The 25,863-nt window shown below is 64.8% G+C and carries 24 protein-coding genes; 10 read left to right on the top strand and 14 right to left on the bottom strand.

All coding sequences use genetic code 11. The features are described from left to right. Positions 1–56: 56 nt before the first annotated feature. The 3 genes from AAA989_RS08055 to AAA989_RS08045 form a co-directional block, all read right to left on the bottom strand. Positions 57–1,208, bottom strand: a complete 1,152-nt coding sequence (locus AAA989_RS08055) for an OmpA family protein (protein WP_338242375.1) — start codon at positions 1,206–1,208, stop codon at positions 57–59. Positions 1,209–1,384: 176 nt separating this feature from the next. Beyond that, the gene (locus tag AAA989_RS08050; RefSeq protein ID WP_338242373.1) at positions 1,385–2,842 is read right to left on the bottom strand and encodes a mechanosensitive ion channel family protein; all 1,458 of its coding nucleotides are present in this window, start codon (positions 2,840–2,842) and stop codon (positions 1,385–1,387) included. Then, positions 2,773–3,141 carry a hypothetical protein gene (locus AAA989_RS08045; protein ID WP_338242371.1) on the bottom strand — a complete coding sequence of 123 codons (369 nt, stop codon included), beginning with the start codon at positions 3,139–3,141 and terminating at the stop codon, positions 2,773–2,775. Before AAA989_RS08045 ends, AAA989_RS08050 begins: the two co-directional genes overlap by 70 nt. A 223-nt stretch (positions 3,142–3,364) precedes the next feature. Here AAA989_RS08045 and lptB point away from each other — a divergent pair, with 223 nt between their 5' ends. Continuing rightward, positions 3,365–4,129, top strand: a complete 765-nt coding sequence (lptB, locus tag AAA989_RS08040) for an LPS export ABC transporter ATP-binding protein (protein ID WP_338245476.1) — start codon at positions 3,365–3,367, stop codon at positions 4,127–4,129. 35 nt (positions 4,130–4,164) lie between these two features. Beyond that, on the top strand, positions 4,165–5,607 hold the full coding sequence (gene rpoN / locus AAA989_RS08035) for an RNA polymerase factor sigma-54 (RefSeq protein WP_338242369.1): 1,443 nt from the start codon (positions 4,165–4,167) through the stop codon (positions 5,605–5,607). 24 nt (positions 5,608–5,631) lie between these two features. On the opposite strand, the gene AAA989_RS08030 is transcribed toward rpoN, so the two are convergent. Then, positions 5,632–6,654, bottom strand: coding sequence for an AI-2E family transporter (locus AAA989_RS08030; RefSeq protein ID WP_338242367.1), 1,023 nt, complete (start codon positions 6,652–6,654; stop codon positions 5,632–5,634). Positions 6,655–6,977: 323 nt separating this feature from the next. Between AAA989_RS08030 and AAA989_RS08025 the strand changes: the two genes are divergently transcribed. Then, complete coding sequence (locus tag AAA989_RS08025) at positions 6,978–7,112, top strand: hypothetical protein (RefSeq protein WP_338242365.1); 135 nt, start codon at positions 6,978–6,980, stop codon at positions 7,110–7,112. Positions 7,113–7,191: 79 nt separating this feature from the next. On the opposite strand, the gene AAA989_RS08020 is transcribed toward AAA989_RS08025, so the two are convergent. From AAA989_RS08020 to AAA989_RS08010, 3 genes are all read right to left on the bottom strand, one after another. Further along, entirely contained in the window at positions 7,192–8,274 is a 1,083-nt protein-coding gene (locus AAA989_RS08020; RefSeq protein WP_338242364.1) for an acyltransferase family protein, read from the bottom strand. 160 nt (positions 8,275–8,434) lie between these two features. Next, on the bottom strand, positions 8,435–8,686 hold the full coding sequence (locus AAA989_RS08015) for a hypothetical protein (RefSeq protein WP_338242362.1): 252 nt from the start codon (positions 8,684–8,686) through the stop codon (positions 8,435–8,437). Between the two features lie 67 nt (positions 8,687–8,753). Further along, complete coding sequence (locus AAA989_RS08010) at positions 8,754–9,143, bottom strand: nuclear transport factor 2 family protein (RefSeq protein WP_338242361.1); 390 nt, start codon at positions 9,141–9,143, stop codon at positions 8,754–8,756. Between the two features lie 77 nt (positions 9,144–9,220). Between AAA989_RS08010 and AAA989_RS08005 the strand changes: the two genes are divergently transcribed. Continuing rightward, complete coding sequence (locus AAA989_RS08005; RefSeq protein ID WP_338242358.1) at positions 9,221–9,664, top strand: MarR family winged helix-turn-helix transcriptional regulator; 444 nt, start codon at positions 9,221–9,223, stop codon at positions 9,662–9,664. Between the two features lie 289 nt (positions 9,665–9,953). Then, a complete protein-coding gene (locus AAA989_RS08000; protein ID WP_338242356.1) occupies positions 9,954–11,741 on the top strand; it encodes a DEAD/DEAH box helicase in 1,788 nt (595 codons plus the stop codon). A gap of 165 nt (positions 11,742–11,906) precedes the next feature. Here the strand turns inward: AAA989_RS08000 and AAA989_RS07995 are convergent, their stop codons facing one another. Then, positions 11,907–12,275: a hypothetical protein gene (locus AAA989_RS07995; protein WP_338242354.1), complete on the bottom strand. Its 369-nt coding sequence runs from the start codon at positions 12,273–12,275 to the stop codon at positions 11,907–11,909. Positions 12,276–13,194: 919 nt separating this feature from the next. Here AAA989_RS07995 and ctrA point away from each other — a divergent pair. Then, positions 13,195–13,896: a response regulator transcription factor CtrA gene (ctrA, locus tag AAA989_RS07990; protein ID WP_338242352.1), complete on the top strand. Its 702-nt coding sequence runs from the start codon at positions 13,195–13,197 to the stop codon at positions 13,894–13,896. Between the two features lie 109 nt (positions 13,897–14,005). Here the strand turns inward: ctrA and AAA989_RS07985 are convergent, their stop codons facing one another. Further along, the gene (locus AAA989_RS07985) at positions 14,006–15,217 is read right to left on the bottom strand and encodes a mechanosensitive ion channel family protein (protein WP_338242349.1); all 1,212 of its coding nucleotides are present in this window, start codon (positions 15,215–15,217) and stop codon (positions 14,006–14,008) included. An 83-nt stretch (positions 15,218–15,300) separates the two neighbouring features. Between AAA989_RS07985 and trmB the strand changes: the two genes are divergently transcribed. The 3 genes from trmB to AAA989_RS07970 all read left to right on the top strand — a co-directional run bounded on the left by trmB (position 15,301) and on the right by AAA989_RS07970 (position 18,682). Beyond that, positions 15,301–16,002 (top strand): tRNA (guanine(46)-N(7))-methyltransferase TrmB, encoded by a 702-nt coding sequence (gene trmB, locus AAA989_RS07980; RefSeq protein ID WP_338242347.1) that lies wholly within the window; start codon positions 15,301–15,303, stop codon positions 16,000–16,002. A gap of 62 nt (positions 16,003–16,064) precedes the next feature. Continuing rightward, the gene (locus AAA989_RS07975; protein WP_338242345.1) at positions 16,065–16,751 is read left to right on the top strand and encodes an SDR family NAD(P)-dependent oxidoreductase; all 687 of its coding nucleotides are present in this window, start codon (positions 16,065–16,067) and stop codon (positions 16,749–16,751) included. A 143-nt stretch (positions 16,752–16,894) separates the two neighbouring features. Beyond that, positions 16,895–18,682 (top strand): SLC13 family permease, encoded by a 1,788-nt coding sequence (locus AAA989_RS07970; RefSeq protein WP_338242344.1) that lies wholly within the window; start codon positions 16,895–16,897, stop codon positions 18,680–18,682. A 13-nt stretch (positions 18,683–18,695) separates the two neighbouring features. On the opposite strand, the gene AAA989_RS07965 is transcribed toward AAA989_RS07970, so the two are convergent. After that, on the bottom strand, positions 18,696–20,963 hold the full coding sequence (locus tag AAA989_RS07965) for an NADP-dependent malic enzyme (RefSeq protein WP_338242342.1): 2,268 nt from the start codon (positions 20,961–20,963) through the stop codon (positions 18,696–18,698). Between the two features lie 108 nt (positions 20,964–21,071). Here AAA989_RS07965 and mutS point away from each other — a divergent pair, with 108 nt between their 5' ends. Beyond that, positions 21,072–23,681, top strand: coding sequence for a DNA mismatch repair protein MutS (mutS, locus tag AAA989_RS07960; protein ID WP_338242341.1), 2,610 nt, complete (start codon positions 21,072–21,074; stop codon positions 23,679–23,681). A 4-nt stretch (positions 23,682–23,685) separates the two neighbouring features. On the opposite strand, the gene AAA989_RS07955 is transcribed toward mutS, so the two are convergent. From AAA989_RS07955 to gluQRS, 4 genes are read right to left on the bottom strand one after another with little or no spacing between them, the layout of a single operon-like run. Continuing rightward, entirely contained in the window at positions 23,686–24,030 is a 345-nt protein-coding gene (locus tag AAA989_RS07955; RefSeq protein ID WP_338242340.1) for a hypothetical protein, read from the bottom strand. A gap of 52 nt (positions 24,031–24,082) precedes the next feature. Beyond that, entirely contained in the window at positions 24,083–24,649 is a 567-nt protein-coding gene (locus AAA989_RS07950) for a cob(I)yrinic acid a,c-diamide adenosyltransferase (protein ID WP_338242338.1), read from the bottom strand. A 13-nt stretch (positions 24,650–24,662) separates the two neighbouring features. Then, on the bottom strand, positions 24,663–24,890 hold the full coding sequence (locus tag AAA989_RS07945) for a hypothetical protein (protein ID WP_338242336.1): 228 nt from the start codon (positions 24,888–24,890) through the stop codon (positions 24,663–24,665). Beyond that, a complete protein-coding gene (gene gluQRS / locus AAA989_RS07940) occupies positions 24,887–25,744 on the bottom strand; it encodes a tRNA glutamyl-Q(34) synthetase GluQRS (RefSeq protein ID WP_338242334.1) in 858 nt (285 codons plus the stop codon). Before gluQRS ends, AAA989_RS07945 begins: the two co-directional genes overlap by 4 nt. Between the last annotated feature and the right edge of the window lie 119 nt (positions 25,745–25,863).

The following is a 25,863-nucleotide window of genomic DNA, read 5'->3' as shown; positions in this document are numbered from 1 at the left end:
AAACAGAAAGGGCCGGGATCGCTCCCGGCCCTTTTCGTTGTTCGGTCCGTGTGAACTTACATGCCCGAACCCGGACCGTAAGTGATTTCCACGCGGCGGTTCTGCAGTTCGCGAACACCATCGGCGGTCGGCACGCGGGGCATGCTCTCGCCAAAGGCTTCGGTCGAGATACGACCGGCGGGGATGCCACGGCCGGTGAGGTATTCCTGCACCGAGTCGTTGCGACGCTCTGCCAGGCCCATGTTGTATTCCACGCTGCCCGAACGGTCGGTGTGACCGGCCAGCATGATCGAGGCCGAGCCGCAATCGCCGTAGGCTGTGATGGCGGAGTTGAGCACCGTGGCCGCTTCCGGCGTGATGGTCGACTCGTCCCAATCGAAGAACACGATGTAGGGGCCCTGCTCGCAGACCGGCGCCGGCGGAGGCGGCGGGGGCGGCGGGGGAGGCGGCGGAGGCGGAGGCGGCGGGGGCGGAGGCGGCGGCGGCGGGGGAGGCGGCGGAGCCGGTTCCTCGCCACCGAAGTAGAACATCACCGTCGCCAGGATCGAATGGGTCGCGACATCGGCATCGAACTGGCGCCCGGAGCCATCGACGAAACTCGGGTCGCTCACGTTGTGATACTTGTACTTCAGCGACAGATCGACGTCGTCGGCGATCGGAGCGCGCGCCTGCAACAGGAACTGCCAGGCGAACTGGACATCGTTGTCGTCCACGATGTCGATGTCCGAGGGGACAGCCGCGATGTCGAAGAAGCGAGCGTTGGAAAATCCGACGCCGCCACCCAGCGAGACGCCGAAACCGTCATTTCCGCCGGCATCGAAGAGAACGTTGGCCATGCCGCTGAATATCTCGGCATCGCCGTCGATCGGCTCGACCCGGCCGAAATCGTAAACGGGATCGTTGTTGCCATCCAGTTCGACGGGCACGCCCACCGAACCGCCCTCGAAGGCGTCGATCCCGAAGGTCTTGTAGCTGCCTTCGACTTCAAATCGCACCGGCCCGGCGTCGTAGCCGAAAAGGGCCTCGCCTTCCCAGCCGGCAGCGTTCTCGCCGATCAGAAGGTCGCCGGTAACCGGGTCTTCGAGATCGAGATTTTCTGGCAGCACCACGCCGCCACCCACGCCGACATAGAATTGTCCATCGTCCGCCACGGCCGGCGTGGCGATGAATGCAGTTGCTGACAGCAGGCCAGCCAAGGTTTTCCTCATGAGTCGTCTCCCAATGCTTGCGCAGCGTGCAAATCGGACATCCGTCGAGATTGCGCCTAGTGCATCTTTGCGACACTTATGTTGCGGCACACCTCTCCCGATTTGCACCACGGCCAAGTAGAATGGCGAAATCGGCCTTTGTCGAGGCAATTCGCTCACCCGCCGCTGTTACATCCTCACTCTACCGGCCTGCCGGAATCGAGCAGGTCCTTTTCCTGCCCCGGATCGCTGGCGCGTTCCTCGTCCACCATGCGCGCGATCTCGTCCTCGGGCGCGACGTCGTTCGCGGTGACGACCGTCGGTGCGTGGCGGGGCGCAGGCGGCGGGGCGGACGGTGCGGCCCGCCTCTCGCCGATATTCTCGAACGGCAGGGTGGCCGTGCGCTGGTCGAAGCGCAGGCGGTAGATCGGTTCGGGCAGCGCGAAGCCGGCATCTTCCAGCGCCACCTTGCACGCGGAGATGGAACGGCTCTTGGCCTTTAGGTAATCGGCCTTGCGCTGGTCCACCCACCCGAAGAACGTCAGCACCACGTTGGAATCGCCCACCCGCGCGATGTGAACCTCGGGCGGGGGATCGTTCAGCACGAAGTCCAGCCCCGAGAGCGTTTCGCGCCCCAACAGGCGCGCGGCCTCGGCATCGTCGTCGGCATCCACGCCCAGCTCGAAATCGAAGCGGCGCTGCGGGTTGCGGGTGTAGTTCAGGATCACCGCCTTGAAGACGGCGGAATTGGGAATGCGCAGGTGGTTGCCGTCCAGCGTCATCAGCACGGTCGCGCGGCTCGTCAGGCGAATGACACGGCCTTCCTGGGTGTCGATCACGACGTGATCATTGGCGCGGAACGGCTGGCGCAGGCTCAGCATCAGGCTGGCGACGTAGTTCTCGACCGTGTCCCGCATGGCAAAGCCCAGCGCGATACCGATCACGCCCGCACCGCCGAGCACCGCCCCCATCAGCGCCCCCGCGCCGATCATGTCGAGCCCGACCACTATCCCCGCGATCACGAAAACGAAGCGCAGTGCGCTGGCGATCAGCTCGGCCAGGAAGCCGTTGGGCGCCACCCGCCGCCAAAGCCTGGTGAAGGAGGCGAGGAGGTAGCCGAACGCGGCAATTGCCAGCGCAACCAGCACCGCCAGGCCCACCAGCGGCAGCATGCGGCTGAACTGCTCCACTCGCTCGCCCAGACCGCCGATCCCCTCGCCGATGTCCACCGACAGGTCGCGCTCGATGGTGTTTTCGACCGTGGCGACTCCCTCCACGCCGCCGGCGATCGCTTCCGCGCGCGCCAGTGCCGCATCGTCGGGCGCGGTGCCGGAAAGGGTGACGACGCCCTGCTGCACCGAAACCCTCACCTGCGACAGGCTGGGAACGTTGGCAAATATATCCGTCAGGCGCGCTTCTATGCGTTCGTCCTGCCCTGCCGTCGGCTCCACCTGGATGGAACCCGCGGTGGGCGCAGGCGTGGCCGGCGCCTCGGCAGGCGCGGCTTCGGGAAGCAGCGTGGTGGCATGAGCCTGCGGCGCCAGACTGACCAGCAGCAGCGCCGCAAGGAGGCGGAGGACTCCGGTCAGAAGAGGGAGGCGGCGGCCTTGAAGCCGAAGGTGAGCGCCACGGGCAAACCGATGGCCGCAATCCACAGCATGATCACTTCGCGGCGGAAGGCCGGTGCCAGCGCGGGGTCGGATGCTTCCGCGTCGGAAAGCCCGTCCCACCGCATCTCGAACCAGCGACAGCCCGGAATGATGGCCGCAACCAGAACGACCAGCGCGAAGTAGGGAAGTACCGATCCGCTTTCGCCCTTCAGTTGCGTCATGGTGAGGAATATATGTAGGCCGGTATACACCAGCAGGCCGAAAGCGACGTGATCGCTGATCTTGCGGCGCCAGTCGAGCTTTTGCGTGCTGCGTTCCTGCGCCTGTTCGAGTGCCCTTGGCATATGGCTCTCCTCTCTCCAGTCCCGAGTCCCTTTTTATTCCACTTCGCGCGTCGGCTTGCAAGCGCGTCAATGAAACGTTCAGGTTCGGGACTGGTTTCCTGAGCATCGCCATGCAGGAATCTTGCCAAATACCCTTCAAAGCGCGGCCCAACGTGCTAGATGGCAGCGCATGACCGCGCGCGACGACGACGACTTCCTCGACGAAGAGGCCCTGGCCGAAGCGATGGCGGAAGCACCGTCGAACGCTGCGCCCGACCTGCCGGAAAGTGGCGGACTGGAAGTGGTCTCCATCGCCAAGAGCTACGACAAGCGCTCCGTGCTCAGCGACATATCGCTGACCGTAGCCAAGGGCGAGGTGCTGGGCCTGCTGGGCCCCAACGGCGCGGGCAAGACCACCTGCTTCTATTCCATCATGGGCCTGGTGAAGCCCGACAGCGGCCGCATCCTGATGGACGGCGTGGATGTCACCAAGCTGCCGATGTACCGGCGCGCGATCCTGGGCCTGGGCTACCTGCCGCAGGAAACCAGCATCTTTCGCGGGATGACGGTGGAACAGAACATCCGCTGCGTGCTGGAAATGGTGGAGCCGGACAAGGGCGTGCGCGAGCAGGAGCTTGAGCGGCTGCTTGAGGAATTCCACATCACCCGCCTGCGCGACAGCCCGGCCATGGCGCTGTCGGGCGGTGAACGCCGCCGCTGCGAGATCGCCCGCGCGCTGGCGGCCAAGCCCTCCATCATGCTGCTGGACGAACCCTTCGCCGGGATCGACCCCTTGTCCATCAGCGATATCCGCGACCTCGTGAAGGACCTCAAGCGGCGCGGCATCGGCGTGCTGATCACCGATCACAACGTGCGCGAGACGCTGGATATCGTGGACCGGGCCTGCATCATCTACGGCGGACAGGTGCTGTTCGCCGGCTCCCCGCAGGAACTGGTGGCGGACGAGAACGTGCGTCGCCTGTATCTTGGCGAGGGGTTCGAGCTGTGATGCGCTCCCGACAATGATCGTGGCGGGGGGATGATATGGCTCTGGGGCCAAGACTAGACCTCAGGCAATCGCAATCGCTGGTGATGACGCCGCAGTTGCAGCAGGCGATCAAGCTGCTGGCGCTGTCGAACCTGGAGATCGAGACCTTCGTGGGCGAGGCGCTGGAGGCCAATCCCCTGCTGGAAGCCGGCGAATTGCGCGCCGAGGACCGCGAGGCCCCACCCGAAAGCGACGAGCCCTCACTGCACGATTCCTCCCCCGGAGACGGCGAGGAGGCGTTGGACATCGACGCCAGCGCGCTCGACACCGATCGCGACACCGGCGACTGGTCGGCCGATGCGGCGGTGGGCAGCGGCGAAGCGCCGGACCTGGAAAACCGCGGCGACGATGCCCCCACCCTCGCCGACCACCTCGACCGCCAGGTCGGCGCAGTCGCTCCCGATGCGCAGACCGCTTTCATCGCCCGCCACATCATCGGCCTGCTGGACGAGGCTGGGTACCTCACCGCGTCCTTGCGCGACATCGCCGTCGCCCTCGACGTGCCGCTGGCGCGGGTGGAGGAGGCGCTGGAGGTGGTGCAGTCGCTCGACCCCACGGGCGTCGGCGCGCGCACCCTGTCGGAATGCCTGGCACTGCAGGCGAAGGAAGCCGACCGCTACGACCCGTGCATGGAAGTGCTGATCGACAACCTCGAACTCGTCGCCAAGGGCGCGGTTGCGCACTTGAAGCGCATCTGCCGCGTCGACGACGAGGATTTCGCCGAGATGCTCTCCGAACTGCGCAGCTACGATCCCAAGCCGGGCCTGCGGTTCGGCGGAAGCCCAAGCGCGTCGGTCGTGCCCGACGTATTGCTGTCGGCGAAGGACGAGGGTTGGGACATCCGGCTGAACGAGGACACGCTGCCCCGCCTGGTGGTGAACCGCAGCTACTACGTCGAGCTGCGCGATGGCTGCGCCGGCAAGGACGCGAAGGGCTGGCTGAGCGAGAAGCTGGCCGATGCCAACTGGCTGATCAAGGCGCTGGACCAGCGGCAGAAGACCATCCTGAAGGTCGCCGCCGAGATCGTGAAGCAGCAGGACGGCTTCTTCCGTCGCGGCGTCTCCGAACTGAAGCCGTTGACCCTGGCCCGGGTGGCCGAGGCGATCGAGATGCACGAGAGCACCGTATCGCGGGTGACGAGCAACAAGTTCCTCCACTGTGAACGCGGCACGTTCGAACTCAAGTACTTCTTCTCCAGCGGGGTAGGCGGCGGAGCCGACGGCGAAGGCGCCAGCGCCGAGGCGGTGAAGGCGCGCATCAAGGCTCTGACCGATGCCGAGGACCCGAAGAAGATCCTCTCGGACGACGCGCTGGTCGACCTGCTGAAAGCCGAGGGCTTCGACCTCGCCCGCCGCACCGTGGCGAAATACCGCGAGGCTATCGGGATCGGTTCATCGGTACAGCGGCGGCGAGCGAAGAAGTTGCAGGCCATGAGGTGAGGCGCTCGCGCCGGAGGGCGGACTCTAGCGGTCCTCTCCGGGGATCGGCGTGGGGGTGTCGAGCGCGTCCTGCACGTAGAGCTTCTTGATCAGGATGTAGAAGACCACCGTCAGGGGTGCGGCAAGCAGCACGCCGACCACGCCGAACAGGAAGGCGAAGATCAGCAGCGAAAAGAGCAGGATCGCGGGCGGAAGCTCGACCGCGTGCTGCTGGATGATCGGCGTGATCAGGTTTCCCTCGGCCTGCTGGATCACCAGGTAGAGGCCGGTGGCGAGCAGGGCGTGGGTCGGACTCACCAGCAGGGCCAGCAGGATGCCCGGGACTGCGGCCATGATGGGGCCGAAGAACGGAACGATCTCCAGTATCCCTGCAAGCACGCCCAGCGCCAGGAAGGACGGGACGCCGATCAGCCATAGGCCCAGTCCCGTGAGCAGCCCCACGCCAATCATCGCCACCAGCCGACCCTTGAACCACATCCGCAGGGCCCGCTCCATGTCGTCGAGCGTATCGGCGGCCTTGTCCCGCCTCGCGGAGGGAACGAGCTTGAGCAGCCCGGTTCGGTAGAGGCCGGGCCGCGCCGCGAGAAACACGCTGCCGACCACGACGACGATGAAATCGGTGAGGCCGTTGCCGATGGTCATCAGCATGCCGCCAACGCTTCCTCCGGCGAATGCACCGCTCAGACGCTCGATCTGCTGATTGACCCAGCCGCCCACGCCGAAATCGCGGGCCGTGGCAAGTACCTGGTCGAAGGCATCGGGCAAGGCCGCGGCGATCGATTCGGCCTGGCTGGCGATCTCGGAACCGAACAGGAAGAGCATGCCGCCTGTGAAGGCCAGCACTGCGACCACCGTGATGGCAAGGCCCGCCCCCTTCGACACGGGCGTAACCGAATTTAGCCACTTGGCTGCGGCATTCCACAGAACAGCAAGGAGGACCGCGCCGAACGCGAGCACCACGATGAAGCGAAGTTCCCAGGCCAGCAACGCCACGGCAATGACCAGGGTCGCCAGAACCAGGCGTCGCACGAACCGGGCATCGCTCATTCGGCCTCGCTCTTCGATGGGGTTTCTCCTTCGCCTTCCTGTCGATCCAACGCAGTAGGGGGCGATAGGTTCAGATCGCGATCACCTCGTCCGTGGGGTAAGTGTAAATGATCCGATTGCGGACCGTTCTACATCCGTGCGATGCTCGACCGAGTGGGACGGTGAACGGGGATCAGGGCTTGTGAACGATGGGGTAAGGGTAAGCCGTCTCGGTCCCGAGCATGCCTCAGCCTACAGGGAGCTTCGCCTTTCCGCTCTTCAGTCCCACCCCGAATTCTACGGCGCTTCGGTGGGGCGAGGAGGCAGTTCTTTCAGATAGCGACATGGCCCGGCGCCTTTCGGACGGCGCGGTATTCGGCGCGTGGTTCGAGGAGTATGGCCGGGAACCCGGTGCCATCAGGACCGGCGATGATTACTACGGCGAAATCCTGATGCGGCTGCCCCTCGCCCATCGCTGATTGCCGCGGGGTCGATAGCGAAACGAGACTTTACCGGGACCCTGCGCTGACGACCCGAGTGCGGCCGTCGCGGGGATGCCTAAACGCGCTCGCGCAGACTGCTGCCGCTCGGTGTCGCCGGTTTGCAATGCTGGCGGTAGAACTCGAGAATGGCGCGTTGTGCAGGCCGCTCCAGGATGCGGTAGAGCGTGTTGGCTATGGCGAGAATGGCAATCCAGCACGCCAGCAAAGCCAGCATCGAGAGGCCCGGTGATCCGGCGTTCGCGTCTCCGATCAGGTTCTTGGCGACAAGATAGACAGGCACATGCACCAGATAGATCGCATAGCTGCGGTCGCCGAGCCAGGTGAACAGGCGTCCGCCGAGTGCGGGTGTGCGCAGGGCGAGCAGGATGGCGCAGGGCCATGCCACCGCCACGGTCGCGATCAATGCCCGACCCTCCGGCGGAAATACGAATGGCAGCAAGACGCCCAGGAGAAGTGCCGGGGTGGGCACCCTTGCGAGCACGGGGAGCGAACGGCACAGCAGCACACCGATGAAGAACCCGGCCAGTCCCCGGCCGATCAGCGCTTCCCAGACTCCGAAGACCCAGATGGAGATCACGCCCGCAAGGATCGCCGCGATGGTGATGCCCTGCAGCCATCGCCCGCCTGCAAAAGCGGCAAGGGCGAAGACTGCATAGCAGATCGCCTCGACAGACAACGACCAGGCGGGGCCATTGAGGACGTCGGTGGAATTCTCGAGAAAGACATGAGCGAACATCGCCGACAGCGCGATGTTCTCGACGGTCGTCTCAGGCCATCCCCGCGATACGAACGCGACATAGGCGAGAGTGGCAAGGTGGAGCGGCCACAGGCGGGCGATGCGCGCGACGAGGAAATCGCCCGCCGTCACCGTGGAGCGCATGCGCGCCCCTTCCAGATAGCAGTGCGCGAATATGAAGCCCGAAAGCGTGAAAAACAGATCGACCAGCGACCAGCCGTAGACCTGGAACCAGCCGATGGGCAGCACCCTGGCGAAGGGGTCGGAACCGGGATCGTAGATCATGCGCGCATGGAAGATCAGGCCCACGACAACCGCCGCGATCCCGCGCAGTCCATCCAGCGAGGCAAGGCGGCCGGTCGTGTGCCGCGAGCTCTGCGGCGTCTCGTATCTGACTGACATCCTGCTTCCCCGCCGATCGGCACGCGGGGAGAACCTTACTGCGAATGCCTGTCGCAAAGGTAAATGGCGGGCGTGACGCTGGTCATCGCCTCGCTACGGTCCAGATGAGACCCGTCAAGGCGAAGGAGGCACTGCCCCCTTCGCCTTGCACAGAATGGGCTCATTTACCCTTACAAAACATCCCGGCATTGAAATACCGGCCGGCATCGATTCCGAGGAAGCGCAGGAATGCCGCGAAAGTCTGGGTAAAGCCCTGACCGTCATCATCGTCGTTCAGCCCGGAGTAGCTGCAATCGGAGGCTCCTCTGTCGCCTCCAGGCACATATTGGCCGTTTCCTCCGTATTCGCCCGCGCTTGCGGGCACGCTCGCCAGCAAGACAGCAGCAGCCAGGATCTTGAATGTCGCTTTCATCTGATATCTCCTTTGTCAGATTTGAACGCGACCCGTCGTCTTTGGTGATGGCTTCTTGAACAGGCCCTCATCCAAATTTCCAATCCTCGTGCACAATCTCTCGGGCAATCCGTCCGTCCCGCATGTGGAAGACGTGCACCAGGCGCAAAACCACCCTGTTTCCCGCTGGTATCGGACATTTTTCCATGCCTTCGCCGACAAGGTCGAAGCGAACGATCATGTCGTCTACGACCCGGTTCTCGGTGGCGAACCTGTCGAGCGGTTCGAGACTGAGGTTTGCTATCGCCCCGAACATCTTGCGATAGTTCGCCTCGATCGCCTCTTGGGTATCGAAGCGAAGTCCCCGGGCGGGAAACTCCTGGATGGCATCGTCGGTATAGAGCGGAAGGACAGTCGCAGGATCGCGCGCCTCATCCTCAATGTGCTTGGCCACAACAGCCAGGTTCGTCTCGATCATCGCGCCTGCCTTGCTCCAATTCGTCAGTTTACCTGTCTAGTATAGACAGAAGGTTTGTCTATTGGCAAGAGGCAGAAATGGTCGACGAAGAAAGACGATTGGGAAGGATGTTCGGCGATGCCTACGAGCTATGGCAGCGCGAGACCTATGGCGGACTGGAGGCCGCGGGCTTCCCGGATATTCGTCCGGCGCATTCTCCTGTATTCCGTCATATTCAGCCCCACGGGTCGCGTGTGGTGGGGCTCGCTGCGGCTGCCGACATGACGAAGCAATCAATGGCCTATCTGGTCGGATCGCTGGAAGAATCCGGCTATGTGGAGATCAATGCCGATCCGAACGATGGGCGGGCTCGCCTCGTTTGCCTGACGTCGAAAGGTCAACAGCTGAAACGCTATCTCGAGTCTCGGAGCCGTGCCTTCGAGCGCCGTCTTGCTGACACGATGGGGGCTCAGAAAGTGGCCGATCTGAAAGTTCTGGTGTCAGAGGTGCTGGAGGCGAAAGAAGCAGCATCCGGCGAGTGATTCACGCTTCCGCGCAAGCGAGCATGGGATAGCTGACCGAACGCTCTCTATATCGACTTGGTCCAAAACCGGACCGGCTGCTCACGATCCGATTGCCAATTCGAGGCCTGTCAGGGCTGCTGCACTCCAAACCACGGTCAGGATTTATCTATTTCGCAAGCCAAATGCGAAATTCGCGCCTATGGGGGCGGCAAGCACGCAAAACCGATTCCCTCGGCACTCAATGGGCGAACTCCGATTTCGCCGTTGGCAGCGACATCGCGTGTCCCCTTTACTACAGACCGGTATCATGAATTTCCCTCCCCTACCTTCCAGCCTTGAAGCTGCCCTCGCGGAGCGTGGCTACGCCACCGCCACTCCGGTGCAGGCCGAAGTCATGCAGCCCGGCGCTGCCGGCCGAGACCTGATCGTTTCCGCCCAGACCGGCTCGGGAAAGACCATCGCCTTCGGCCTCGCCATGGCGCAGGAACTTCTGGGCGACGGCGAAACCTTTCCGTTTTCGGAGAGGCCGCTTGCCCTCATCATCGCCCCCACACGCGAACTTGCCTTGCAGGTCAGCCGCGAACTGGGCTGGCTCTACGGCAAGGCCGGTGGCCGCATTGCAACCTGCGTCGGCGGCATGAACCCGCAGCAGGAGCGCAAGGCCCTGCGCTCCGGCGCAACCATAGTGGTCGGCACACCGGGCAGGCTTCGCGACCATCTCGAACGCGGCGCGCTCGACCTGTCCGGGCTGAAAGCCGTGGTGCTCGATGAAGCGGACGAGATGCTCGACATGGGCTTTCGCGAGGAACTCGAGGAGATCCTCGATGCGACGCCGGAGACGCGCAGGACACTGCTGTTTTCCGCCACGATGCCCCGCCCGATCGAGGCCCTCGCCCGCCGTTACCAGCGCGATGCCCTGCGGATTGCCACCATCGGCGAAGAACGCGGACATAGCGACATTTCCTACCAGGCCGTCACCGTCTCTCCGCCCGAGATCGAGAATGCCGTAGTCAATCTGCTCCGCTATCACGAGCCGGAAACCGCCATCCTGTTCTGCGCGACCCGCGAGAAGGTGCGTCACCTGCATGCCACGCTGCAGGAGCGCGGATTTGCGGTCGTCGCCCTGTCCGGCGAACATTCGCAGTCGGAACGCAACCAGGCGCTCCAGGCGTTGCGTGATCGGCGCGTGCGGGTGTGTGTCGCCACCGATGTGGCCGCGCGCGGGCTGGACCTGCCGACGCTGAGCCTGGTCATTCACGTGGAGATCCCGCGCGATGCAGAAGCGCTGCAACACCGCTCCGGGCGCACGGGCCGCGCGGGAAAAAAGGGCACCGCAGTGCTGGTCGTACCGTTCTCGCGGCGCAAGCGCGTGGAATCGATGCTGCGCCACGCCAAGATATCGGCAGAGTGGATCGATGCGCCCGATCGCGAGGCCATCAAGAGCAGGGATCGCGACCGGTTGCTCGAAAAGCTGCTACAGCCAGTCGAGGTCGACGAGGGCGACCGCGAGCTGGCCGAACGTCTTCTGGCCGTCCGCACTCCGGAGCAGATCGCTGCCATGCTGGTGCAGGCGCACCGCGCCAGCATGCCGGAGCCCGAGGATCTGATTGCCAATACGCCGGATGCCCGGCGAGATGCGCAGAAGGAGCGCCACCGCCCCGGCTTCGAGGACACCGTCTGGTTCCGCATGGCGCTGGGCCGCCGGCAGAATGCCGATCCGCGCTGGATCCTGCCGCTGCTGTGCCGACGCGGGCACATCACCCGTAACGAAATCGGGGCCATTCGCATCCGAAGAGACGAGACCTTCTTCCAGATCCCGCGCCAGATTGCCGAGAAGTTTGCCGATGCGGCCGCGCGATCAGCCCAGGCCGACAGCGACGAGGAGTCCGTTGCCATCGAACGGTCGGACAACGGGCCGAGCGATGCCGCCAGCGGCAATCGCAAGCGCTCTGCGCGCAGCAATGCGGATGCCCCAAGGATAAAGGCCCGCAGAAAGTTCGACAGGAGCGAGGGGAAGAAGGGCGGAAAGCCCGGCAAGCCGTTCAAGGGCAAGGCGAAAGGCAAGCACCCCGCAGTAAAGGGAAAACGCGACTAACCGGTCGCATTGGCAAGGGAATGGCGCAGATCATGCGCAAGGTAGCCCCATTCCAGGGCTCCCCGGCATATCGCAGGTTACCTGAAATCCGCGTCGTACAGCTAGACCGAAATCTCGCCACAGGGGCCCGGTGATCAGTGGCTTAGGGCTGAAATGGCATTCCATCTACCGGGAAGGAGATGGTGCTTCGACAGTCCGAAAATGCAGCGCGCGTTCGATCATGCCGGCCATGTGGTTTCCCGCCTTAATTGTCAGCGGATGCTGCGTGGAGCCGGATCGCGGAGCGATATATTCAGCCATCTCGCGCGCGACTGCTATCTGTTTGTCCGAACCCTCGGCCAACACGGCGATGAGCAGGTTTTCGAGGGCGATGACCCTGACGCGCAGATGGACCATCTCGGTGTTGGAGATTTCGGGAATCTCGTCAGCCGCTGCGGCTGGAACCGAGAATATGGCTCCGCCCTCGTCGTCCCATCGCGATAGCGCGCTTCGCCGAATATCGGTCTCACCTCGGGTAGAATTGGGATCGGACATAATCAGGCTCCTTTGCGGTCGGTGCCGGCCATTGCACGTGTCAGGCAGATCACGACATCACCCAGAATAGCAGGGCCAGAAGGGCGAATGTTCCGAGGACTGTGAAGTAATGGGGCCGTTCCGAGGCTGGAATCACTTCGAAAGCCCCGGAGCGTGGCAGTCCGTTCCCTTCGCTCCTATGCTCGAGATTGTCGCGTAGCTGCGGCCTTCAACGAAATATGGGTCGCGCATGAAGCGCAGGAGACCCTCGTCCATGGCGTAGTCGGGTATCCCCGTGGAAGCTGCTGGACCGGTCCGGGTCGATACTGAAAGGATAGTGGTCGTTTCCGACAAAGGCTGTCTCCCATGAGCAAGCGGGAGCGCCATGTCTCTCAGCCGGCGGCGCTTGGAAATCGATGCCGCCGATCCTCACGATATGGTGTTTTGCCGGTGAACTTCAACCGCAGCCAAGCCATGAAACCCGACTGACGGTGCCAGCTTCGTCATCGTCGCGGGTTCGCATTCGCCTCCGCGAGGTCATGCTCGATGCTTTTCGATCCGGTTGGCCCTGGCCGTCCTCGACTCCGCCACACGACACCAGCGGCGCGTCTCCGGTGCTCCCTCGCATTCGCGCTTAAGACTTCGCAGGCCACAGGTTAACGGCTCGCCCCATTCGAGTGCCGGCAAGGCGAGCGCAAGGGCGAAGGCAAGCCCGCATCTGCCGCGCAAGGAGGCGCAACTGGCGGGAAAGGCCGGCGCCAAGGACGTTTCGGCGCAGGCCGAAGGGCGAGACATTCAGTGTCACCCAAAGGACTCAGTATGAAAGTCTTAACGCTGAAAACCGTTTGTTAACCTTTTTCGGTGAGAAATTGCGTGGTTAATAACGGGCAACACCTCCAGCCGGGGGCGTGTTCGTGGGGACATGAAGGGGTTTTGAGCAATGCGCGTTTTGCTGATCGAAGACGAGCCGACAACCGCCAAGGCGATCGAGCTCATGCTGACGACCGAGGGGTTCAACGTCTACAGCACCGACCTGGGCGAGGAAGGCCTCGATCTGGGCAAGCTGTACGATTACGACATCATCCTGCTCGACCTGAACCTGCCCGACATGCACGGCTACGACGTGCTCAAGAAGCTGCGCGTCGCCAAGGTGCAGACGCCGGTTCTGATCCTCTCCGGCATTGCCGAGATGGACTCCAAGATCCGCTCGTTCGGCTTCGGTGCCGACGACTACGTGACCAAGCCTTTCCACCGCGACGAGCTGGTCGCCCGCATCCACGCCGTGGTGCGTCGTTCGAAGGGCCACAGCCAATCGATCATCCGCACCGGCAAGCTGGCGGTAAACCTCGATGCCAAGACCGTTGAAGTCGATGGCGCGCGCGTCCACTTGACCGGCAAGGAATACGCGATGCTCGAGCTGCTCTCGCTGCGCAAGGGCACCACGCTGACCAAGGAAATGTTCCTCAACCACCTCTACGGCGGCATGGACGAGCCCGAGCTCAAGATCATCGACGTGTTCATCTGCAAGCTGCGCAAGAAGCTTTCGAGCGCCTGCGGCGGCGACAACTACATCGAGACGGTATGGGGCCGCGGCTACGTGCTGCGCGATCCCGATGCCGCGGAAGAGACCGAAGCCGCCTGATCATCTCCCGGATCGCTGCGATCCGGATCAAGGAAGTACCCGGACGGGGGTATGTGCGCCCCGGCAGGATGGATCACCTGCCGGGGCGTCCTCGTCTCTGGTCGTGGGGTCAGCCCGCCTTCAGGCCGGCAAGGTCCAGCCCGCTCGGCTGCTGGAACAGGCGCAGGCCGAATTCGGGCAGTATCGCGATCAGGTGGTCGAACACGTCCGACTGGATGCGCTCGTATTCGGCCCACTGCACGGTGTCGGCAAAGCAGTAGATCTGAAGCGGCAGACCCTGCGGCGTGGGTTCCAGCTGGCGCACCAGCAGGGTGAAGCCCTCACCCTTCAGTTCGGGATGGGCCTTCAGGTAGGCCGCCACATAGGCGCGGAACGTGCCGATGTTGGTGATGCGCCGGGCGTTAACGGGGTTGGCCCCGCCGGAAAGCTCGCGCGCGTTCCACTCCGCCAGTTCCTTGTCCTTGCCTACAAGGTAATCGTCCAGCAGGCGGAAACGGCGCAGGTCGGCCACCTCCTCGTCCGACAGGAAACGCACCGAGTTCTGGTCCAGCGGCAGCGAGCGCTTGATCCGCCGCCCGCCGGCATCGCGCATGCCGCGCCAGTTGCGGAAGCTTTCGGCAATCAGCTTGTAGGTGGGAATGGTGGTGATCGTCTTGTCGAAGTTCTGCACCTTCACCGTGTGCAGGGCGATATCGATCACGTCGCCGTCGGCATGCATGCTCGGCATCTCGATCCAGTCGCCCACGCGCAGCATGTCGTTGCTGGAGAGCTGGACCGAAGCGACCAGCGAAAGGATGGTATCCTTGAACACCAGCAGCAGCACCGCCGCCATGGCGCCCAGACCGGAAAGGAGCAGCAAGGGCGACTGTTCGATCAGCGCGGCGATCGCCAGGATGGCCGCGGCACAGTAGACCACGATCTTGAGGACCTGAATGTACCCCTTGATCGGCTTGTTCTTTGCCTGTGGCTGCCGTTCGTAGACCTCGTTGACGTAGTCGAGACCCTTGCTGATCGCCATGGCGATGCTCAGCACCACGCTGGCCATGGCGATGTTGCTCACCAGCGTACGCACCGCCGGGTAGAGGTGCGGCACCAGCTCGATGCCGTCCGCCACGATCAGCAGCGGGGCGACAGTGGCGAGCCGCGCGGCGGCGCGATCCGCCGTCAGGGTGCGGGTATCGAGGAACGGCGCGGCGAGGCGCAGGATCACCTTCTTCAGCAGGAAGTTGACCACCAGCGCCACGAGCGCGAGGGCGATCAGCCCGATGGCCGCCTGCGCCCATACCGGCTGCCCTTCGAAGAATGCGGTTGCCTGTTCCATCGCGCGATGCGCCTAACCGACATGGCTCCGGCGAACAAGGCGGCGCTGGACAACATGCCCCCTCGCATTCTAGCGAGCCGCCCATGACGGCACACAAGGAAGGCGATCCCACCACGCTCAACCGGCTCTACGGGCGCTCGGTCGGCAAGCCGCTGCGGGCGCAGCAGCAGGAGCTGGTCGACACCCTGCTGCCGAAGATTGCCGTGCCGAAGGAAGGCCCGGTCACGGCGGAGCGACTGTTCGGCGAGGATCGTCCGCTGCATTTCGAGATCGGCTTCGGCGGAGGGGAGCACCTCGCGTACCGCGCCGACCTTTTGCCCGACCACGGTTTCATCGGAGCGGAACCCTTCATCAACGGCGTCGCTCAGGCCCTGACCCACGTGCGCGACCAGCGACTGGCCAACGTACGGCTGCACGCCGGCGATGCGCTGGAGGTGCTGGCGCGCGTGTCCGATGGCGCGCTGACGATGGCCTACCTGCTCCACCCGGACCCGTGGCCCAAGGCACGCCATGCGAAACGCCGGATGATGAACGACGGGCCGGTGCAGATGATCGCCGACAAGCTGAAGCCAGGCGGCGAATTCCGCTTCGGCACCGATCACCCCGTCTACGTGCGCCATGCGCTGATGGTGATGCGGCGGTTCACCCACCTGTTCGAATGGGTGATCGACGGGCCGGACGGGTTCCGCAACCGGCCCTCCGGCTGGTGCGAGACACGCTACGAGAACAAGGCCCGCACGCAGATGGGGCACGAGGTCTGGTACTTCCGCTATCGCCGCAAATAGCGGCGGAACAGGCAGGCGCCGCGATCCGTTCGGCAGGAAAGTCACGAAAGGACTGGAGCGACATGAGCGACAAGACAGCCATCATCATCGGCGCATCACGCGGAATCGGGCTCGGTCTGGCGAAGGAACTTGCCAGCCGGGGCTACAAGGTGATCGCCAGCGAACGCAGCGAGAGCGCGGACCTGCACGAGGCGGCAGAGGCGCACAAGCCTTCCATCGAGATCGTGAAGTGCGACGTGACCGACAAGGACTCCGTCGCTGGCCTGAAGGGCAAGTGCGCCGAAGGTTCGGTGGACCTGCTGGTGATGAACGCAGGCGTCTACGGTGACAGCGGGCAAGCCCTCGAAGACCTGACGCGCGACAACGTTGCCGACATCGTGATGACCAATGCGGTCGGCCCGGCGCAGGCGGCGCTGGAACTGCTGCCGCTGGTCAGGAAAGGCGGCACTATCGCGATGATGTCGAGCAAGATGGGCTCGATCGACGATTCCTCGGGCGGCGTGAACCTTTATCGACTGTCCAAGGTTTCGCAGAACATGCTGGCGCGGTCGCTGTTTGCCAGCCACGCGCAGGAGCGCGGGGTGGGCGTGCTCTCGCTGCATCCGGGTTGGGTGCAGACCGACATGGGCGGCCCCAACGCGCTGATCGACGTGGAGACGAGCGTCAACGGCATGCTCGACGTGCTGGAGGCGGAAACCGAACCGCGACACGCCTTTATCGCCTACGACGGCAGCACCGTCCCCTGGTAGGACAGCGGCTTCGGTCGACGAACGACCGGATAGACAGCACTGGCGGGATCGGCGATTAGTCGCGGCTCGTGCCGTCATTCCGATTGGCTCGATTCGATGCGCCTGGAGACAGTGGGATCATGTTCGCGCGCGGTTTTCGCTAGATGGCAGGCCAATACTCGGCCGAGATCGGTCTCGGCCTCTTGCTCCTTACCCTGCTGGCTTTCGTCACGGAGCGGCGACCCCCGGTCGTAATCGCGATGGTGGGCGCGGCGGCCATGGTCGCCTTCGGTTTCCTGCCGCGCCAGGACCTGATGGACGTATTCGCCAACAGCGCGCCGATCACCATTGCCGCCATGTTCATCCTCTCTGGCGCACTGCTGCGTACCGGGGCGCTGGAGGAAGTGTCCGGCTGGGTTATCCGCCGCACGCTGCGCAAGCCGCGGCTTGCGCTGGCGGAGATCGGCGCGGGAACGCTGGTGGCATCGGCCTTCATGAACAACACCCCGGTGGTGATCGTGATGATCCCCATCGTGAAGCGCCTCGCACGTGTGCTGAACATTGCGGCCACGCGGCTGCTGATCCCGGTGAGTTACATATCCATCCTGGGCGGCACGCTGACGCTGATCGGCACGTCCACCAATCTGCTGGTGGACGGCGTGGCACGCGACGCGGGAATGGAACCGTTCGGCATTTTCGAGATCACCGCCGTCGGCCTGGCCGGCGCGGCGGCAGGCATGATGGTGCTGGCGGTGCTCGGCCCACTGCTGCTGCCGCGACGCGGCCCGCGCAGCGGAGACGAGGAACGCGAGAGCGACGTCTTCCTAACGCACCTCACGCTCGTCCCCGAAAGCAAGTTCGTGGGCCAGCGACTGTCCGCCGCCAGTTTCGCCCAGCGCCCGGGCCTCGACGTGCTGGGTCTACAGCGAGGACGCGACCTTGACCGGAATACGCTGGACACCCACGTCCTTTCCGCAGGGGACCAGCTGGTGGTCGCGGCTAGCCCGGAGGAGATCGCATCGCTGGCCGAGGCGAACGATTTCCGTACCGGGCTTGTCGGCCTCGGTGGCGGGATAGCCACCGCGCGCGCCAAGCGGCCCGCGGACCTGCGCATCGTCGAGGCCGTCGTCTCGTCGACCCACCCCATCGTGGGTCGCAGGCTGGCGGAAATCCCCATGCTGTCGCAGCACAAGCTGCGCGTGCTGGGCCTGTCGCGACCGCGCCATGTCGCCGGGCCCACGCTACCCGAAGTGCGAGTGCGAGCGGGCGACCGGCTGCTGGTGGCGGCCGGGTCCGAGGCGACGCAGGCATTGCAGGCCAACATGCAGCTGGCCGAGGTAAGCGAGAGTGCCGTTCGGTCCTTCCGCAGGCACAAGGCCCCTATCGCTCTGCTGACCCTGGCTTCCGTGGTGGCCGGAGCGGCGCTGCTGAGCCTGCCGATCGACGTCCTCGCACTGGTGGGTGTGGCCGTGGTTCTGGCAACGCGCTGCCTGGAACCGGACGAGGCCTGGGCCAGCCTCGATGGCAGCACGCTGGTGCTGATCTTCGCCATGCTCGCATTCGGCAAGGGTCTGGACAATGCCGGCACGGTGCAACTGGTGGTCAGCTGGCTGCAACCGGTGATGATCGGCAATTCGCCGCTCGTGCTCGTGCTGCTGACCTACGCGATCTGCTCTGCCCTCACCGAGACGGTGACGAACAACGCCGTTGCCGTGATCATGACGCCCATCGCCATCGGCCTGGGAGAGGCCGCCGGCGTCGATGTGCGCCAGCTCGTCATCGCCGTGATGATGGGAGCCAGCGCCAGCTTCGCAACGCCCATAGGGTACCAGACCAACACACTGGTCTACGGCGCGGCGAACTATCGGTTCACCGACTTCGTCAAGGTCGGCCTGCCGATGAACATCTTCGTCGGGCTGGCGGTGAGCTTCGCGATCGTCAGTTTTACCTGAGCGCGCTTCTGCCTCAGCCCACGATGCCCGCGCTGGCGAGCACGGCCAGCGTCAGTACGTCGGGTGCCAGCGAGGTCATGGGCGCGATCTGCACGGGTTTCTCCGAACCGATCAGCATCGGCCCGATCACCGCATCGCCGGAGAGTTCGCGCAGCAGCTTGGCCGAAAGGTTCGCGCTTTGCAGACCCGGCATGATCAGCACATTGGCAGGACCGGACAGGCGGCTGAAGGGATAGAGTTCCATCACCTTGTGATTGAGCGCCGCGTCGGGTGCCATCTCGCCCTCGTATTCGAAGCCCGGATCCCTCTCGTCCAGCAGGTGTACCGCTTCACGAATGTTGCCCAGCCACTTGCCCGACGGATTGCCGAAGGTGGAATAGGAGAGGAAGGCGACGCGCGGCTCGTGCCCCATGCGCCGGGCGACCGCTGCGGTCTCCGTGGCGATGTAGGCCAGCTCCTCAGCCGTGGGCCGTTCGTTGATGGTCGTATCGGCCAAGAAGGTGGTGTGGTTCTTGCCCAGCACCATGTGGATACCGAACGGCGTCGCGCCCTCCTTCGGGTCCAGCACCTTGGCCACCTCGCGCGCCGACTGGGCGAAGGTGCGGGTGAGGCCGGTGATCATGCCGTCGCCCTTGTCCAGCGCCACCAGCAGGGCGGCGAAGATGTTGCGCTCCTGGTTCACCATCCGGCGCACGTCGCGCTCGGTATAGCCGCGCCGCTGCAGGCGCTTGTAGAGATAGTCCACCATCGGCTCTATCTCGTCGTAGTTGTAGGAGTTGGCGATCTCGTAGCTTTCCGGATCGTCCACCTGCAGTTCGCGCAGCTTTTCCATCACCCGCTCGGTGCGCCCGACCAGGATCGGGGTGCCATAGCCGAAATCGCGGAACTGGATGGCCGCGCGCAGGGCGACGTCCTCTTCGGCCTCGGCAAACACCATGCGCTTGGGATTGGCCTTGGCATCTTCGTAGACGCGCGTGAGAGCCGATGTGGTGGGGTTGAGACGGCTGCGCAGTTTCAGGGTGTATTCGTCGAAGTCCTCGATGTGGTCCTGGGCCACGCCCGAATCCATCGCCGCACGTGCAACGGCGCAGGATACCCGCTCCATCAGTCGCGGATCGAATGGTGCGGGAATGATGTATTCGCGGCCGAACTGCTGGTTTATGCCGTAGGCGGCTGCCACTTCCTCAGGCACGCGCTCGCGCGCGAGCTCGGCGATGGCCCGGGCCGCCGCTACCTTCATCTCCTCGTTGATGGCTGTCGCGCGCACGTCCAGCGCGCCGCGGAAGATGAAGGGGAAGCCCAGCACGTTGTTCACCTGGTTGGGAAAGTCGCTGCGGCCCGTGGCGATGATCGCATCGGGTCGCACGGCCTTCGCCTCGTCCGGCATGATCTCCGGCGTGGGGTTGGCCATGGCGAAGATGATCGGCTGGTCGGCCATCTTCTTCACCCATTCCGGCTTCAGCGCGCCGGCGGCCGAAAGGCCGAGGAAGATGTCCGCACCGACCAGCGCCTCTTCCAGGCTGCGCGCGTCGGTTTCCACCGCATGCGCGCTCTTCCACTGGTCCACGCCGTCGCGACCGGGATAGATCGGGCCGGAACGGTCGCACACGATGACGTTCTCGTGCGGAACGCCGACAGACTTGATCAGCGCTGTGCAGGCGAGAGCCGATGCGCCCGCGCCATTGACCACCACCTTGCAGTCCTTCAGGTCGCGGCCCGTCAGGTGCGCGGCGTTGATCAGCCCGGCAGCGGCGATGATGGCGGTGCCGTGCTGGTCGTCATGCATGATCGGGATTTTCATCCGTTCACGCAGCGCCTGTTCGATGATGAAGCATTCGGGCGCCTTGATGTCTTCCAGATTGATGCCGCCGAACGTCGGCTCCATCAGCGCGACGGCTTCGATGAAGGCGTCGGGGTCCTCCGTATCCAGCTCGATATCGATGGCGTCCACGTCGGCGAAACGCTTGAACAGCACGGCCTTGCCTTCCATCACCGGCTTCGATGCCAGCGCGCCGAGGTTGCCCAGGCCGAGGATGGCCGTGCCGTTGGAAATCACGGCGACGAGATTGGAGCGCGCGGTATATCGCGCGGCGTTTGCGGGATCGTCGGCAATGGCCTGAACGGGAACCGCGACGCCCGGCGAATAGGCAAGGCTGAGATCGCGCTGGGTGTTCATCGGCTTGGAGGCGATGATCTCGATCTTACCGGGCCGGATTGTCTCGTGGTAAAACAGTGCTTCGCGTTCGGTGAAACTGGTATTCTTGTTGTCGGCCAAGCTCATTCTCCAATGCTGCCCCGAGCCATAGAGCGGGATGCGCCGCTGCGATAGGGGAAAGCGGGACTGCCGCCCTTTCCGAATCGGCGCGCGGACCTGTAATCCCGCTAGTCCATGGCCGGCACCGCAACCCCTATGATGCAGCAGTACTTCGACCTCAAGGCAGAGGCCGGGGATTGCCTGCTGTTTTATCGCATGGGCGATTTCTTCGAACTGTTCTTCGATGACGCGAAGACCGCTGCCGGCGTGCTGGACATCGCTCTCACCACGCGCGGAGAGCATGGCGGCGATCCCGTGCCCATGTGCGGCGTGCCGGTGCATTCGGCCGAAGGTTATCTCGCCCGCCTGATCCGTGCCGGCTGCCGCGTGGCGATTGCCGAGCAGGTGGAAACCCCCGACGAGGCCAGGGAGCGCGCGAAGCAGGAAGGCGCGCCGGTATCGAAGGCTCTCGTGAAGCGCGATATCGTGCGCTTCGTCACGGCAGGCACTCTGACCGAGGAAGCCCTGCTGGAACCGCGCCGCGCCAACATGCTGGCCGCCGTGTGCGATCTGCGCGGCACCTGCGGCGTTGCGGCATGCGATATCTCCACCGGCGCGATGCAGCTGGAAGAATGTGCGCCCGAGCGCCTGCCCGCCGTGCTGGCACGCATCGGCGCGAGCGAGGTGGTGGTGCCCGAAGGATGGGACGAAGCGCCCTCCGACGCAGTGCTGCGGCCGCGCGGGGATTTCGGCAGCGACGATGGCGAGGCGCGCCTGAAGAGCGTACACGGCGTCGCCACGCTGGACGGTTTCGGCCAGTTCAGCCGGGCCATGCTGGCGGCGGCGGGCGGGCTGGTCGCCTATCTCGACCATGCCGGGCGCGGATCGCTGCCCCTCCTGCTGCCACCCACGGTGCGCGCCAGCGGCGAACACATGGCGATGGACGAGGCGACCCGGGCAAGCCTTGAAATTCTCTCCAGCCAGCAGGGCACGCGCAGCGGCAGCCTGATTGCGGCCATCGATCGCTGCGTGACTGGCGCAGGCGCGCGCCAACTGGCGGAGGACCTGTCCGCCCCCCTCGCCGACCGGGCCGCGATCGAGGCGCGGCTGGCGCTGGTCGACTACATCCTGCGCGATCCTCTGCTGCGCGGCGACCTGCGCGCCATGCTGCGGGGTCTGCCCGACATCGGCCGCGCGCTGGGCCGGCTCGTCGCGGGGCGGGGCTCACCGCGCGATCTCGGCCAGGTGCGCGACGGGCTTGGCGAGGCGCGGCGCATTTGCGAGACGCTGAAAGCGAAGGGGGACCGGCCCCCACTGCTGGACAGCTTGCTGCCCGACCTTTCCGGCCACGGCGAATTGACCGACCTGCTTTCGCGCGCCCTCGTGCCATCGCCGCCGACGGAGAGGCAATCCGGCGGATACATTGCCGAGGGATACGACGCCTCGCTGGACGAACTGCGCGAGGTTTCGGGCAACGCCCGGCGCGCCATCGCCGCAATGGAGGCGCGCTACCGCAAGGAAACCGATACGCCCTCGCTCAAGATCCGGCACAACGGCGTGCTGGGCTATTTCATCGAGGTGCCGAGCAGGCATGCCGACAAGCTGATGGCGCCGGACAGCGGCTTTTCCCATCGGCAGACCATGGCCAATGCCGTGCGCTTCAACTCGCTGACCCTGCACGAGGAAGCCAGCCGCATCGCCGAGGCGGGCGGGCGCGCGCTGGCGGCGGAGGAGGCTCACTTCGAGGAATTGACAGCCCACGTTTTCGCCCGGCGCGAGGCCATCGCGGCTACCGCGGCGGCGCTGGCGCGGCTGGATGTCGCGGCAGGGCAGGCGGAACGGGCGAGCGATGGCGAGTGGTGCCGCCCGGTTATCGAGGAAGCGGCTGTCCTCGAAATCGAGGCCGGACGCCATCCCGTTGTCGAGGCCGCCCTTGCCGCCAGCCGGGAGCGGTTCGTGGCCAACGATTGCGCCCTGTCTTCACAGGACCGACTGTGGCTGGTTGGCGGTCCGAACATGGGCGGCAAGTCGACTTTCCTGCGGCAGAATGCGCTGATCGTGCTGATGGCTCAGGCAGGCGGGTTCGTGCCTGCCCGCAGCGCGAGGGTGGGACTGGTGGACCAGTTGTTCAGCCGGGTGGGGGCATCCGACAACCTGGCGCGTGGACGATCCACGTTCATGGTGGAGATGGTCGAGACGGCCGCAATCCTGTCGCAGGCGACCGAACGAAGCTTCGTGATCCTGGACGAGGTCGGCCGCGGAACCAGCACCTACGACGGTCTGGCGCTGGCCTGGGCCGTGGCCGAGGCGATCCACGAGACCAATCGCAGCCGCTGCCTGTTCGCGACCCACTACCATGAAATGGCCCGCCTCGCCGAAAGCTGCGAAGCGCTGAGCCTGCACCATGTTCGTGCCAAGGAGTGGAAAGGCGATCTCGTGCTGCTGCACGAGCTTGCGGAAGGTGCGGCGGACCGGTCCTACGGCCTGGCTGTCGCCAAACTGGCAGGCGTCCCCGCGCCGGTGGTCAAACGTGCGCGAAGCGTGCTCGACAAGCTGGAGAAGGGCCGCGCCGAAACCGGCGGACTGGCCGCGGGCCTGGGCGAACTGCCCCTGTTCGCTGCCGCGCTGCAGGCGGACGAGGAGGAATGCGACACCTTGCGCGAAAAGCTTGAGGGCGTCGATGTCGACGCCCTCTCTCCGCGCGAGGCGCTGGATCTGCTCTACGAACTGAAGCGGGAAATCTGAGCGATCAGGTTCCGTCGCCGCGAAGGCCGTCGGGCTTGGCGGCCTTGCCCAGCTTGTCGACGTTGTCGTCGTGATTGGGTTCGCCGGCAAAGGCGCGCATGTCGATGCGGCCGGAACTTTCCATGTCACGCATGCGATCGACCGTGTCCTGGGTCGAGTCGTTCATCAGATCCGTCTTGTTCGGACCCTTCTCGCTCTCGGTGGGCATTCGCGTGGTCACGGTGGTGCGGCGCGCTTCTTCGGAAATCTCCTGCGCCTGCATGCGGTGATCGTCCTGCTCGTCGTTGTGCATTTCCGGCGCGAGGTCGGCCATGCGCTGTTCCTTCGATTCGGGCTTGTCGTCGGTCATGCGATATCTCCTTTTGCTTCCATAACGGGTGGCAAAGGGAGCGGGTTCCGGATCAGCGACTGCCGCCGGGCACCCAGTTCACATCGTCCCGGCCGCCATCGTTGGCCACGCGCGCGGCGACGAACAGCCAGTCCGACAGGCGATTGATGAAGGCCAGCGCGGCCGGATTGACGGGCTCCGCCTCCGCCAGGGCGGTCATCTGCCGTTCCGCGCGGCGCGTGACGGTGCGGGCGCGGTGCAGGCGGGCGGAGAGTTCGCTGCCACCGGGCAGCACGAAGCTGGTGAGCGGCTCCAGCCCCTCGTTCAGCGCATCTATGCGGGTTTCGACATGCGCGACCTGCGATGGCACCACGCGCAACACCATCTCGGAAGGCTCGAAGTCCTCTCCGGGCGTCGCGAGATCGGCACCAAGGTCGAACAGGTCGTTCTGGAAGCGGGTAAGATCGTCCTTCAGCGCGCCCTCGGCCAGCACGGCGGCGGACCCGAGCGCGGCGTTAGCCTCGTCCACGTCGCCCACCGCCTGCATGCGCTGCGCGTGCTTTGGCAGGCGCGAACCGTCGACCAGCCCGGTGGTGCCGTCGTCACCGGTGCGCGTGTAAATCCTGTTGAGCTTTACCATTCCGGTCCTGCGCTCAGCTGTTGATCATCAACAGCACGGCCACCACGACGATGGCCAGCGCCTGGTACTTGATACGGGCAAACATCGCCCTGTTCTGCGCTTCCTGCAAACGCTTGGAATTCTCGCCGCCTGTCTCGAGGTCGACCTTCGTGGTCTGCAGGAAGGCGACGATGCCGCGCACGAGCGACACCACCACCATGATGGCGAGGAAAGCGATAACGATGACGAGGAATGTGTTCATGGACCATCATGTGGGAAGCGGGATAGCTCAATGCCACACGGCATTTGGCCTATACGCAGGTTTTCGGCAAGCGCGCGGCCATCTTTCCCGGCCTCGCGCATCGCGGCAAGGCCAAGGTTGCTCTCGCCCGAGCGGCGACTCTTTGCCAGCTTGTCGCCTTTCTCGTCCAGCAGCAGGGCATGATGGTGCCAGCGGGGTACGGGCAGGCCCAGCAGTTCCTGCAGCACGCGGTGGATGTGGCTGGCAAAGAACAGGTCCGCCCCGCGCGTGACCAGGGTGACGCCGTCGGCGGCATCATCCAAGGTGGCGGCCAGGTGATAGCTGGCGGGAGCATCCTTGCGCACCAGCACAATGTCGCCCAGTTCGCGCGGATCGGCGGCGATGCACCCCGCCGTCTCGTCCTCCCATACCAGGTCGCCCGCGCGCGCCAGGGCGGCCTCCATGTCCAGCCGCAGCGCCGACGGTCGCCCCGGGTCGTGGGGGCGCCCCTTGCAGGTTCCGGGATAGACCAGGCCTTCCGGCCCCATGCGTGGCTCCAGCGCCTGTATCTCTGCGCGGGTGCAGGTGCAGCGATACAGCAGCCCTTCGTCCAACAGATACCGTGCGGCCGCTTCGTAGCTGTCCAGCCGGGTGGATTGGGCGGGCACCTCGTCCCACTCCAGCCCCAGCCATTCCAGGTCGCGGCGGAATTCATCGGCCAGTTCCGGGCGCGAGCGCCCGCCGTCGATATCCTCGATACGTAGCAGGAAACGCCCATCCGCAGCCATCGCGAGATCGTGCGCAACGATGGCCGAATAGGCGTGGCCCAGATGAAGGGGGCCATTGGGGCTTGGGGCGAAACGGGTGACGATCATGCGTGCCGGGAAGTATCGATTTGTGGAATTGTTGTGAATATCACTGTGGATAGCCTGTCTGTAACAGGCTTGACGCTTTCGCGTGCAAGTGCATTTTCAGATCGTATCAGGGAGGACAC

The organism is Aurantiacibacter hainanensis, assembly GCF_036321025.1.
GTDB lineage: Bacteria > Pseudomonadota > Alphaproteobacteria > Sphingomonadales > Sphingomonadaceae > Alteraurantiacibacter > Alteraurantiacibacter hainanensis.
This window is presented reverse-complemented; position numbering and strand designations above follow the sequence as displayed.